This window comes from Azoarcus sp. L1K30 (assembly GCF_018122735.1).
Lineage (GTDB): Bacteria > Pseudomonadota > Gammaproteobacteria > Burkholderiales > Rhodocyclaceae > Parazoarcus.
Window position 1 is genome coordinate 3972375 of record NZ_JAGRRD010000001.1, and the last position, 12181, is coordinate 3984555.

Genomic DNA, 12181 nt, shown 5'->3' on the forward strand with positions numbered 1-12181 from the left:
AAGTGGGTTTGCGTTAGACTTTAAGAAGAATTGGTTATTAAGGTGTTGCCATGAACCTGCAGCAGCTGCGTTACATTCATGAGGTGGCCCGACGCGGACTCAATGTCTCGGACGCTGCCGATGCGTTGTTTACTTCTCAGCCGGGCGTGTCGAAGCAGATTCGCTTGCTTGAAGCGGAACTCGGCATCGAGATTTTCTCGCGCCACGGTAAACGTCTGGTTGCGGTGACCGAGCCCGGACGTGCCGTGCTCGAGATCGCGGAGCGCATGCTGTGCGAGATGAACAATCTGCAGCAGGTGGGCGAGGAATTTGCCAACGAGCACGCCGGCAGCCTGTCGATTGCAACGACCCACACTCAGGCGCGCTATGCCTTGCCGCGGGTCATTCGCGATTTCATGCGCCGTTACCCTCAAGTCAAGCTGTCGCTGCATCAGGGCAACCCGCGGCAGGTGTGCGAAATGGTACTCGACGGTAGCGCAGATATCGCACTGGCCACCGAGGCGATCTCCGAATACGAGGAGCTGGTGATGCTGCCCTGCCACCAGTGGAACCGCTGTGTGGTGGCGGCTCCGCGCCATCCGATCCTGAAGGAGCAGCCGCTCACGCTGGAGGCCATTGCCCGCTACCCGCTCATCACCTATGACGATGCATTTACCGGCCGCGGCCAGATCAACAAGGCCTTTCTCGGGCGCGGCCTCAAACCCAATGTGGTGCTGACCGCGATCGATTCGGACGTGATCAAGACCTATGTGGCGATGGATCTGGGCATCGGCATTCTTGCACGCATGGCCTACGATCCGGCCGTCGATCGCGATCTCGGCATGATCGATGCGGCCCATCTCTTCGAGTCAAGCACGACCCGGATCGGTCTGCGCCGACGCGCCTGGCTGCGCGGTTACGTGTATTCCTTCATTGAGGGATTTGCGCCGCATCTTACGCGGCGGATGGTGGAAACCGCGCTCAGTGGCAGTGCCGACAATTATCAGCTGTAATCGGCGATCTGCCGGAAGAGATCGGGCGTGCCGCAGTTGAGCGCGAGCATGAGCGCGACCCGGGCCTTGGTCGGTGAGAGCGATCCGGCGTACGCCACACCTGCCGGAAGGTGACCGCCGCCCACGCGCCCTTGCGCGACGCGGCTGCCGCAGACGACGGCGCAGCCGGCAGCGATGGCACGCTCGACCGCAGGCAGCCAGCTTTGAGGCAGGCTGCCGTTTCCGGCGCAGGCGAGCACTACGCCGTGGGCGCCAGCGTCGATGCAGGCATCGAGCAACGCGGGTGAGGCGCCCGCGCTCAGATAGAGCACTTCCACCGTCGGCGGCCAGTGCGAGGTGTCGAGGCTGGCCAGCGGTGTCAGCGCGCGGTCTGCAGCAATGCCGGGGCGGCTCAGTCGCGGCGGGTTGGCCCAGCCGAGGGCGCCACTGTCCGGACTGCCGATGCCTTCCACCGCTCGTGTATGCCACTTGCACACCTCGCGTGCCGCGTGGATGCGGTCGTTCATCACCACCAGCGTGCCGAGCGCGCCGAATTGTTGTGATCCGGCAACGCGGGCAGCCGTGAATAGGTTCATCGGTCCATCGGGGGACAGGGCGGTTGCCGGACGCATGGCCGCAGTCAATACCACCGGTTTGGCGGTGGCGAGCGTCAGGTGGAGGAAGAATGCGGTTTCCTCGACGGTGTCGGTGCCGTGGGTGATCAGGACGCCGTCGATGTCGTCTGCGTCGGCAAGGGCCTTCACACGTTGTGCAAGCGCGAGCCAGTGTGTCGGGGTCATGTCCTTGCTGTCGAGTCTGAACAGCGTCTCGGCGCGAATGTCGGCGATGTCCTCGAGGCCAGGTACGGCGGAGAGCAGCGCCGATACGTCAACGGTGCCAGCTACATAGGCCGCTGTATCACTTGACGATGGTGCTGCGCCGGCGATGGTGCCGCCCGTGGCGATGAGGGCAATGACTGGTTTGCGGTTCATTCCAGTGGCTCGTCGTTGGGGCTGCGAAACAGGGCGCGCATCGCATCGGAGAGCGGAAATTCGAGGTTCAGCCCATTTGGCGGTATCGGCTGGGTGAACCACTTCAGGTAGAGCCGTTCAGCTTCGCCGCTGCGCATGAATTCGGTAATGGCCTGATCGGCGACACGCTTGAACGCGAGGTCCCCCTTCTTGATCGTGCACGCATAAGCTTCGAAGCTCTGTGGCTTTCCCGTGACCACCCAGTCAGTCGGTCTCGCGGCCTCCGCGCGCACACCGAAAAGAAGGGCATCGTCCATGACGAAGGCGACTGCGCGGCCGGCCTGCAGCGTGGCGAACGCGTCGGCATGGTCGTGCGCCGACAGGATCGTCATCGCCTCACCCGGGCGCTCATTGCGCTTGTAGAGCAATTGGTCGGACGTGGTACCCGCAGTCGTCACCACACGCTGTCCGGCGAGATCGCCGAAATCGTCGATTGGACCGCCGCTTCGCGTCAATATTCGCGTGCCGGTGATGAAAATGGTGTTGGAGAAGCTTGCCAGTTGCTCGCGCTCGCGATTGTGAGTCGTGGAGCCACATTCGATGTCGATGCGACCGCTGTCGACCATCAGGAAGCGGTTCTGGGGCGTGATCGGAACGAGCTTGACCTCGAGCTTGCTCAGCTCAAGATGATTTTGCACCGCTTGTACAATGCGGCGAGCGAGATCCTGCGAGTAACCGAGTACTGTGCCGTCAGCATCCAGATACGAGAATGGTATGGACGATGCGCGGTAGCCCAGATGAATGACGCCCAGGTTGCGGATACGATCGAGCGTGCCCGGTGCCGCCTGGGCTGCGGCGCTGCAGAGGACGGAAGCGGCAAGGATGAGGATCCGGACAGGACGGTGCATTCGATTGACCAGCGTTGACGGGGGGCAAGCGACAGCAGGCAGTAGTTTAGGGGTGATGACGGAAACAGGATAGCGGTGAGTCCGCGGGCCGGTGTCGAACATCCGTCGTAGCGAGCGGTTAATCGCGAAACGCGGTAATGCGGCGCTCGCGTTCCTGCTCCAGCAATCTGCCGGCAGCATCACTTGGCACCCCCAGTGTTTCGAGTACCGAGCCGGCAAGCTTGAGACTCGACTCAAGGGTTTCAGGCACCACGGAACTGGCGCCCGCCTCGCGCAGGGTCAGCGCATGTTTCTCATCGCGCGCACGCGCGATGATGCGGATGTGCGGCATGGTCTGGCGGATACCCTTGACCGCATGCACCGCCGCGGCGACGTGATCCATGGTCAGTACCACCGCGAGTGCGCGGTCGAGGCGCAGTCGTCGCAACAGCTCGGGGCGGCTGGCGTCGCCGTAGATGACCGGGATGCCCCCTTTGCGCTGACGCGCCACCAGGCCGGCATCGCTTTCTATTGCCACATGCGGCACCCCTTGCTCGGCCAGCAGTTGTCCGACGATCTGTCCGACCCGGCCATAGCCGGCAATGATCACATGGCCGCGCATTTCGGCGAATTCGCCGACATCGAAATTCTCGCGCGGGGCGCGCCGGCGCTCGTATCGTGCGCCCAGCGCACCGCCCAGGCGAGCTGTCAGCGGCGCAGCCAGCATGCTCAAACCGACGACAAGCAGCATGAACTGACCCGTGTCGCGTGGCAATACGTTGAATGACAGAGCCATACCGATGACGATGAACGCAAACTCGCTGCCTTGGCCCAGCAACAGGCCGCCTTCTACCGCCCGTCCCCAGGTCAGGCCGAAAGCGCGCAGCAAGAAGAGAATGATGACCCCCTTGATCAGGATCAGGCCGATGACCGACAGCGGTGTCCATAGCGGTTCGGCCGCCAGTGCCCGCAGATCGATGCCCATGCCCACCGACAGGAAGAACAGCCCCATCAGCAAGCCCTTGAAGGGCTCGATGGTGACTTCAACCTCGTGGCGGAACTCGGTTTCAGCGATGATCAATCCGGCCAGCAGCGCACCGAGCGCCATGGACAGTCCCGCTGCCCAGGTCAGTGCCGCCACGCCGAGAGTGGACAGCAGCGTCAGCGCCATGAAGGTGTCGGGCTGCCGGTTCGCCGCGATCTGGTGGAATACCGGACGTACCACGCGGCGGCCGACGAGATAGATCAGGCCGACGGTGACCAGGCCCTTGATTGCTGCGGCGCCGAGCAGCGTGCCGAAGCTGCCGCCACCCGCGTCCGCCCCGAGAATGCTGATCAGCACCAGCAGCGGGACAACGGCAAGATCCTGCAGCAACAGGATGGCGAAGGCCGACTGGCCCAGCGGGGTGCCCAGCTCGCGCCGCTGAATCAGCAGTTGCATGACGATGGCAGTCGATGAAAACGCCAGTGCAAGCCCCAGGACCACCGATGCTTCCGTGCCGTGGTCGAACATGAACGCAATCACGAAAATCGTCAGCGCAGTAAAGGCGACCTGCAGGCTGCCCAGGCCGAAAACCAGTTTGCGCATGGACCACAGACGGTCGATCGACATTTCGAGGCCGATCATGAACATGAGAAAGATGACGCCAAGCTCGGCCAGGGTTTCGACGTCTTCCTGGCGCGAGAACGTCATATAGTCCAGCCACGGGGCAGCGCCACTGAAGCTGGCCAGACCATAGGGGCCGAGCAGGGTGCCGACCGCAAGGAAACCCAGCACCGGGTTGATGCGCAGCCTCGCCAGTAGCGGAATGAGGATGCCCGACAGGGCCAGGAAAAGAATGGTCTCCTTCAGGAAAGGGAAGGTCGCGTGGGCTTCCATGGGGCAGTTTTGTCGTTTGTCTGCAACGGAGTGTAATCCACGGCACACAAAAGCCAGAAACGCGCAGTGGCAAGTGCCTGACGATGCATACAATGTCGTGCATTCGCAATTGGGGGCGAGGATGAGGCTGGAGCTGCGCCAGCGCTGGATGAGTGTCGGTCTGGGCCTGCTGGGGCTGATCGTGGCCGGGCTCATCATTGTCGTTGGCAGCCTGTTCGAAGCCCGCCTGCAGGAGCGCGGGCAGGCGCAGGCGCTCTCCGAACTCTCCGGCTTGCGTGCGCGGCTCGAGGGCGAGCTGAACGGAGCGACGAACCTGACCGCCGGGCTGGTGGCCGAAGTGGCGATCAGTGGCCGGATCGGCCCCGGCCGTTTCGCTCAGCTCGCACGCGAACTGATGCAGTCCCGCAGTCTGCTGCGCAACATTACCCTCGCGCCGGACAACGTGATTGCAATGGTGTATCCGCTCGCGGGCAATGAGGCGGCCGTCGGCCTCGACCTGTTGAATCACCCCATTCAGGGCGCCATGACCCGTCGCATGCTCGAAACGGGCCACCCGGTGCTGGCAGGACCGGTCGAGCTGGTGCAGGGCGGGTTGGCCCTGATCCATCGCGTCCCCATCTTCCTGACGCCTCCGGGCGGGGCCCCGCGCAGTGGTCGATATTGGGGCTTGATGAGCACGCCAATCAATTTCGATCGTCTGCTGGCCGATGCCGGGCTGCTGGATCCTGATCTGCATCTCGCGCTCGCGTTGCGCGGTGTCGATGGGGCCGGACGTGACGGTGCCGTGTTTTGGGGGCGCGCCGATCTTTTCGATCGCGCCGACGCAGTGCAGCTCGAGGTGCGGGTGCTGGACGGTTCGTGGGTGCTGGCGGCCGTGCCGCTCAATCCGCCCGCGGGGGCAACCGAGGTGCGCTGGTGGTCACGTGTAGTAGGCGTTCTGTGCGCGGTGTTTGCATTGCTGTTGTCATGGCACATGTACCGTACTGCGCGGCAGCTCGAAAGCACGGAACAGCAGGTGCGTCATCTTGCGCTGCACGACAGCCTGACTGGCCTGGCAAACCGGGTGCTGCTCGAAGGGCGTTTCCGTCAGGCCGTGGAGTCGGCACGGCGCGAAGGACACAAGCTGGCGCTGTTGTACCTGGATCTGGATGATTTCAAGCCGATCAACGACCAGTATGGGCACGAGGCCGGCGACCACGCCCTGCGCACGATCGCCGGGCGCATGGAGGGTCTCATGCGACAGAGCGATACTGTGGCACGTGTCGGCGGCGATGAGTTTGTCATTTTGCTTAACAAGGTGTCGTCCCTGGAAGACGCGTTCACGGTGGGCAATAAGCTTGCCGCTGCGCTGGCGGAGCCGCTGCAGGTGGACGGGCATGGTTTCGAGCTTGGCGCCAGCATCGGCGTCGCGGTGTTTCCTGATCATGCGGCAGCGCTCTACGACTTGATGCGCTTGGCCGATCAGGCAATGTACCGGGTGAAGGGGCGGGTTGGATGTCGCGTGGCGATTGCTTGTGACCCGGTGTCCGGAGATGCGGTTTCAGGCGAAGTCGGTAGGAATTAACAGCCTCTTGTCGGCGGGTTGGCTACAATCTGCGCATCGTTGCGCCACCGACCGGACTATTTGAACATCATGAGATTCCGCATTTCCCGCGCGCTTGGCTATGCGGCGCTGCTGCTTTCCACATTCGCAGCGCCGGTTCATGCCGATACGGTTGCGGCCAGCCGCTACTATGAAGATGGCTTGTCGCGCTTCGGCAAGCAGGACGTGCAGGGCGCCATCATCCAGCTCAAGAACGCCTTGCAGCAGGATCGCAGCATGCTCGCCGCGCATTTGCTGCTGGCCAAGGCTTATCTGGTCGACGGTGATGTAGGACCCGCTGAAGTAGAGTTTCGTGAGGCACTCAAGCTGGGGGTGAATCGGGCCGAAGTGGCCGTGCCGTTGGGGCGAATCTACCTGATGCAGGGCAGGTCTCAAGTCCTGCTCGATTCGGTCGCTGCCGAGGGCCTGCCGGCTGCGACGCGACTCGAGGTGCTCGTGCTGCGAGGCAAGGCCTACGCCGCGCTTGGCAAGCTCCCGGAGGCCTCCAGTAGTTTCGCCGAAGCGCGTGCGATCGATCCGGGGTCCGTGATTCCCCTGGTCGCCGAGGTGCCGGTGTTGCTGGCGAACGGCAAGGGCGAGGACGCGAGCAAGGTGGCAGCTCGGGCGGTTGAACTGGCGCCGGCCGACGCCGAAGCACTGAATGCCCGTGCGTCGGTTGCGCATGCAACCGGACTACTGGCCAACGCGCTGAAGGATTACGAGCGGGCGATCGAGTTGCAGCCGAAGTTCCTCGATGCGCGCGTGGCGCGCGCCGGCATCCTGATCGACATTGGACGCGATGCGGATGCCGCCAGGGATCTGGAAGAGGTGGTGCGATTTGCGCCGACCGAACCGCGGGTGGCCTACCTTCGGGCGCTTCTTGCCGGCAGACGGGGCGATGCGCAAGCGGCGGGCGTACTGCTCGAAGATGCGGCAAGGCTCGTCGATGCGCTGCCGGCCGAATGGGTTGCGGGCCAGGAGCAGTTATTGATGGTTGGCGCGCTTGCGCATCACGCGGGACGCCAATACGAAAAGGCACGCAAGTATCTCGATGTGCTGGTGACGAGGTATCCGCGCAATCCCGGCGCGCGCAAGCTGCTCGCCGCCGTGTATATCGATACGGCGGACTACCCTCGAGCCACGGACTTGCTGGAAAACGTCTTGCGCCTGCAGCCGGATGATCCGCAGGCACTATACCTGCTCGGACGCGCCTACCTCGGACTGAAGCGTTACGCGAAGGCCACGGCGCTGCTCGAGAAGGCGGTATCGCTCGGCGGGGCGGATCCCGGTCTGCGTGCGACGTTGGGATTCAGCCAGCTTGGTCAGAATGATACGGTTGCGGCGATCGGGAATCTCCAGGGGGCCTTCGACAAGACGCCTGACGATTTTTCGCTGGCGCTCGCTTTGGCAAATCTGCACATGCAACATGGCGAGACAAAGAAGGCGCTCGACGTCGCTCAACGTGCCAGCGAGGCAATGCCGTCGAATCCAGCGGTGCAGAACCTGCTGGGGGTCGTGAAGGGGGCCACCAAGGACCTTGCGGGCGCACGCAGGGCCTACCAGGCGGCGCTGAAGATCGACCCCGGATTCAATTCCGCCCGACTCAACCTGGCACGCGTCGATATTGCCGAAGGGCGCCTGGCCGAGGCGAGGAAAACCTACGCCGACATGCTGCGGACCAACAAGCGCGATGCGATTGCGATGTACGAATTTGCCATCCTGGAGCAGGGAGCAGGGCGCAAGGACGAGGCCCTGAGATGGATCGAGAAGGCTGCGGCCGAGCAGCCCAGTGACGTGAAAATCGGCTTGGCCTTGATCGAAATGCGTGCTGTTGCGGGTGACAAGCTTGCCGCCCGTGATGCCGCGCGCGCCCTGTCGTCCCGGCGGAGTGGAGATCTGACCGTACTGGAGGCTCTGGCGCGGGCGGAGCTGGATGTCGGGGCGATCAAACCGGCCCAGCAGGTGCTGAAGGATATGACGCGTCTAGCTGAATTCGATGCAGCCGCCTTGGTCCGGATCGGTTACCTGCAAATTGCCGCTTCGGACTTCAGCGCGGCTGCCTACAGCGCGCAAAAGGCCTTGCAGGGTCGTCCCGACGACGCCGACGCAATGGTCCTTGCTGTTGAGGTGGCGCTGGCTGCGAAGGACCTGAGTCAGGCCGACAAATGGTTGGGCCAGTTGCGGGCACGCCATCCGGCGAACGTGAAGGGGGCGAAACTGGCCGGCGACATCGCCATGGCGCGCAAAGACTTCAAGGCCGCCGCTGCTGCTTACCGCAGCGCATTCGCGCTGACGCCAACGAGCGAGCTCGTTCTGCGACAAGCCGCTGTGTTCGCGATCCAGGGCGAGCCGGCCGGTGCAGTGCCGCTGTTGAGTCAGTGGTTGAAGGCGCATCCGGAAGACGATGTCGCAAGGCGGGGTCTCGCCGATTTTCTTGCGCAGGCGCGTGACTGGGCAGCGGCTAAACGGGAATATACGAAACTGCTGGACAGGAAGGCCGGTGACGAGAGTCTGTACAACAACCTGGCAAACGTCCTGATCATGCTCGGTGATCCCGCCGCGGTGACGATGGCCGAGCGATCCGTCGCCAGTGCGCCAGGCGACGGCAATGCGAGGGATACACTGGGTTGGGCGCTGGCGCAGCAGGGCCGACTTGAAGAGGCCTTGCCCCACCTGCGCGAGGCGCGGCTGCGCATTCCCGGCAGTGTGGAAGTCAAATGGCATCTGGGCTATGTGCTGGCGCGGCTCGAGCGGCGAGCCGAAGCACGTCAGGAGCTTGAGGCGGCCTTGTCGCAAGGTCAGCGCTTCGAAGGCGATGTCGACGCGCGCGCGCTGCTGCGAAACGTCAGTCAATAGCCGTGTCGACGTTTTTTACACTACGAACCGGTTCAAGTGGGGTTTTGTAATTAAGTCAATGATTTTAAGGCTAAATTATTGTTTGGCGTAGTTTTTGCTAAGACTAGCCAAAATGCTGAGGATCTTCAAAATGAAAAAACAGACCGCAATTGCGCTTCTTGTGTCGGGGCTATCGGTTTTTAGCGGTTCGGCGTCGGCCGCATGGAACTGGGATTTGAGTTGTGGGACGTTCGCCTGCAGTCAGACGACATCCGCGTCGCAGACCAGTACGCCGACAGGCGGTCCCGCGGTGACTGTGACGGGCTGGAGTGGCGTCAATTCAGGCAGTTCCCTCGCTCAGGGTTACATCGAGAGTTGGAATGGCGTTGGTGTTCAATACAGCGGCGAGTCGTCGGCGAGCCCGAATCACGCCATGGACAACAATGGCCAGTTTGAGTCGATTCTGTTGAATTTCGGTGGTTCGAGTATCAATCTGAGTTCAGCAAGTCTTGGATGGGTCTATAACAATGACGCGCGGCGGTCGGACTTCTTTGTCCTGGCGTACACCGGCGCAGCGCCCTTCAACGGCAGTCTGGCAGGCAAGAGCTACGCGGATCTGCTGACCGTCGGTAGCGGGTGGACCTTGATCGGAAATTCCGGTGGAAGCGGTGCGGGCGCCTATGGGCTTGCTTCGGGGTCGATTTATTCGAGCTTCTGGCTGATTGGTGCGGGTGCGGTGTCCGGCACGTCGGTCGGTTATGGCAGCAATAATTACTACGACTACATGAAGGTTGCGAGCGTCGGTGGGAGCGTGAAGCCACCGTCGACGGACAACAAGGTGCCGGAGCCTGGTTCGCTGGCACTTGCCGGTCTTGGCCTGCTGGGCTTGATCGGTGCGAGCCGTCGCAAGGTTCGCGACTGACATCGCTGCGGCCCTGGAAAGAAAGGCTAATAAAATCGGCGCCGATCTGGCGCCGATTTCCGTTTACCCGAGGGCTGACTGCTCGTTCTCTTCTTGTTGCTGTAGCAACCACATCTGCGAGTACGCGCCCGCTCGTGCAAGCAGTTCGCCGTGTTTGCCTCGCTCCACGATCCGTCCCTGGTCCAGCACAATAATCTCGTCCGCGTTCATGACGGTCGAAAGCCGGTGTGCGATCACCAGTGCGGTGCGCCCCGTCGCGGCGAGTTCGATCTGGGCCTGGATAGCCTTCTCCGTCTTCGAGTCCAGTGCGGAGGTTGCTTCGTCAAAGATCAGGATGGCCGGGTTCTTCAGTAGTGCGCGCGCGATGGCAACACGTTGCTTCTCGCCGCCCGACAATTTCAGGCCGCGTTCGCCGACGCGGGTGTCGTAGCCGTCGGGCAGGCGTCGTATGAATTCGGTGAGCTGTGCGGCGCGGGCAGCGGCCTCGACCTCTTCCCGGCTTGCGCTAGGGCGGCCGTACTGGATGTTGTAGCGCAGGGTGTCGTTGAACAGCACTGTGTCCTGCGGCACGATGCCGATTGCTGCGCGGAGGCTGTCCTGGGTAAGTTGGCGGAGATCATGGCCGTTGACGCGGATGGCGCCCGTTTGGACGTCGTAAAAGCGGTACAGGAGTCTCGCCAGCGTGGATTTGCCTGACCCCGAGTGGCCGACTATGGCGACGGTGCGGCCGGCGGCGACCTCGAAATCGACGTCGAACAGGATGGGGCGCTTGGCGTCGTAGGCAAATCCGACCTGGTCGAATCGAAGGCTTGCGGGGCCTGGAAGAAGGGTGAGTGCGTCAGGCGCGTCGGCGATCTCGCGATTCTCGTGCATCAGTCCGAACATGCGCTCGATGTCGGTCAGTGCCTGCCGCAACTCGCGATAGATGACGCCGAGAAAATTGAGCGGGATGTAGAGCTGGATCATGAAGGCATTAACGAGCACGATGTCGCCAATCGTCATGGTGCCGTTGGCAACGCGGCTGGCGGCCTGCCACATCATCGCCGTTACGCCGACCGCAATGATGGCGGCCTGCCCGATGTTGAGTCCTGATAGCGAGTACTGGTTGCGGATCTGTGCGGCGGTCCATTTGCCCAATTCCTGATCGTAGCGCCGTGCCTCGTATTCCTCGTTATTGAAGTATTTCACCGTTTCGAAATTGATCAGGCTGTCTATGGCGCGTGCGTTTGCAGCCGAATCGAGTTCGTTTGCCTGTCGTCTGAGGGTGGTTCGCCAGTTGGTGACCCGGACCGTGAAGACGATGTAGACCGTCAGGGTAGCAAGTGTGATGAGGGCGAATACGGCATCGTATTGCACCAGCAGGATGCTCATGACCAGGCCGATTTCCACCAGTGTGGGCAGGATGGAATACAGTGTGTAGCTGATCAGCGAGCCGATTGAGCGCGTGCCGCGCTCGATGTCGCGCGTCAGTCCGCCGGTCTGGCGCTCGAGGTGGAAGCGCAGGCTCAGTGCATGCAGATGGCGGAACAGGCGTAATGTGATCTCCCTTACTGCCTGCTGCGTCACGCGCGCGAACAGGATTTCGCGCAGTTCGGTGAAGAGGGAGGTCGAAAAGCGCAGTACGCCATAGGCCAGCAGCACGGCGGCTGGCACGACGACGAACGCCTGTGGGGTCGTGAGAGAAAGCGCGTCGATCAGGTGCTTGAAAGTGATCGGTACGGTCACGTTGGCGCCCTTGGCCGCGAGCAGGCAGGAGAGCGCAAGGCTTACCCGGAGCTTGTACGCCCAGATGAATGGAATCAGGCTCCTGATTGTTTGCCAGTCGCGTCGTTCCCCGGTTTCAGGTGCGGGTAGGGCAGAGGCTGCAGGGCGTCTCATGTGGGGTCCTGTGTTTTCTTTGGGGTGGCTGCAGGTTCAGATGGCGGCCGGCGGTTTGTTGCCATTTTGGCCCAGAGCTCACCTCCCCGGTTGATTTGGCGCGCGGGTGCGTTCGTACGGAGGATGTTCGCGATCTGCATCAGGAGCCGGAGGTTTGGAAAGCTTGGTGTCGGCTTGCAGGTCATGGTCAAGCGCAAATATTTTTGAAGTTTTTTCACGAATCATTTGACAGACCCTGAATCCACCTCTATAGTGC

The 12181-nt window shown here is 62.3% G+C and carries 8 protein-coding genes; 4 read left to right on the forward strand and 4 right to left on the reverse strand.

Annotation, left to right across the window (positions count from 1 at the left end):
- The first annotated feature begins 50 nt into the window (after positions 1-50).
- Complete coding sequence (cysB, locus tag J5J83_RS18130) at positions 51-992, forward strand: HTH-type transcriptional regulator CysB (RefSeq protein ID WP_212351350.1); 942 nt, start codon at positions 51-53, stop codon at positions 990-992.
- On the opposite strand, the gene J5J83_RS18135 is transcribed toward cysB, so the two are convergent.
- From J5J83_RS18135 to J5J83_RS18145, 3 genes are all read right to left on the reverse strand, one after another.
- The gene (locus J5J83_RS18135) at positions 983-1963 is read right to left on the reverse strand and encodes an asparaginase (RefSeq protein ID WP_212351351.1); all 981 of its coding nucleotides are present in this window, start codon (positions 1961-1963) and stop codon (positions 983-985) included. The two genes, cysB and J5J83_RS18135, sit on opposite strands and share 10 nt — an antisense overlap.
- On the reverse strand, positions 1960-2850 hold the full coding sequence (locus tag J5J83_RS18140) for a transporter substrate-binding domain-containing protein (RefSeq protein ID WP_212351352.1): 891 nt from the start codon (positions 2848-2850) through the stop codon (positions 1960-1962). Before J5J83_RS18140 ends, J5J83_RS18135 begins: the two co-directional genes overlap by 4 nt.
- 118 nt (positions 2851-2968) lie before the next feature.
- Positions 2969-4708 (reverse strand): cation:proton antiporter, encoded by a 1740-nt coding sequence (locus J5J83_RS18145; protein WP_212351353.1) that lies wholly within the window; start codon positions 4706-4708, stop codon positions 2969-2971.
- A gap of 73 nt (positions 4709-4781) precedes the next feature.
- Here J5J83_RS18145 and J5J83_RS18150 point away from each other — a divergent pair, with 73 nt between their 5' ends.
- The 3 genes from J5J83_RS18150 (at position 4782) to xdp1 (ending at position 10047) form a co-directional block, all read left to right on the forward strand.
- Positions 4782-6272, forward strand: coding sequence for a diguanylate cyclase (locus J5J83_RS18150; protein ID WP_212351354.1), 1491 nt, complete (start codon positions 4782-4784; stop codon positions 6270-6272).
- 69 nt (positions 6273-6341) lie between these two features.
- Entirely contained in the window at positions 6342-9146 is a 2805-nt protein-coding gene (prsT, locus tag J5J83_RS18155; RefSeq protein WP_212351355.1) for an XrtA/PEP-CTERM system TPR-repeat protein PrsT, read from the forward strand.
- A 112-nt stretch (positions 9147-9258) separates the two neighbouring features.
- On the forward strand, positions 9259-10047 hold the full coding sequence (gene xdp1, locus J5J83_RS18160) for an exosortase-dependent surface protein XDP1 (protein ID WP_249115776.1): 789 nt from the start codon (positions 9259-9261) through the stop codon (positions 10045-10047).
- Positions 10048-10110: 63 nt separating this feature from the next.
- Here xdp1 and J5J83_RS18165 read toward each other — a convergent pair whose 3' ends face one another.
- Entirely contained in the window at positions 10111-11925 is a 1815-nt protein-coding gene (locus J5J83_RS18165; RefSeq protein WP_212351356.1) for an ABC transporter ATP-binding protein/permease, read from the reverse strand.
- Between the last annotated feature and the right edge of the window lie 256 nt (positions 11926-12181).

Bases quoted from the DNA above. Each gene is read 5' to 3' on its own strand.
- J5J83_RS18140 (WP_212351352.1), bottom strand. From the start codon at position 2,850: ATGCACCGTCCTGTCCGGATCCTCATCCTTGCCGCTTCCGTCCTCTGC.
- J5J83_RS18145 (WP_212351353.1), bottom strand. From the start codon at position 4,708: ATGGAAGCCCACGCGACCTTCCCTTTCCTGAAGGAGACCATTCTTTTC.
- xdp1 (WP_249115776.1), top strand. From the start codon at position 9,259: ATGCTGAGGATCTTCAAAATGAAAAAACAGACCGCAATTGCGCTTCTT.
- prsT (WP_212351355.1), top strand. From the start codon at position 6,342: ATGAGATTCCGCATTTCCCGCGCGCTTGGCTATGCGGCGCTGCTGCTT.
- cysB (WP_212351350.1), top strand. From the start codon at position 51: ATGAACCTGCAGCAGCTGCGTTACATTCATGAGGTGGCCCGACGCGGA.
- J5J83_RS18165 (WP_212351356.1), bottom strand. From the start codon at position 11,925: ATGAGACGCCCTGCAGCCTCTGCCCTACCCGCACCTGAAACCGGGGAA.
- J5J83_RS18135 (WP_212351351.1), bottom strand. From the start codon at position 1,963: ATGAACCGCAAACCAGTCATTGCCCTCATCGCCACGGGCGGCACCATC.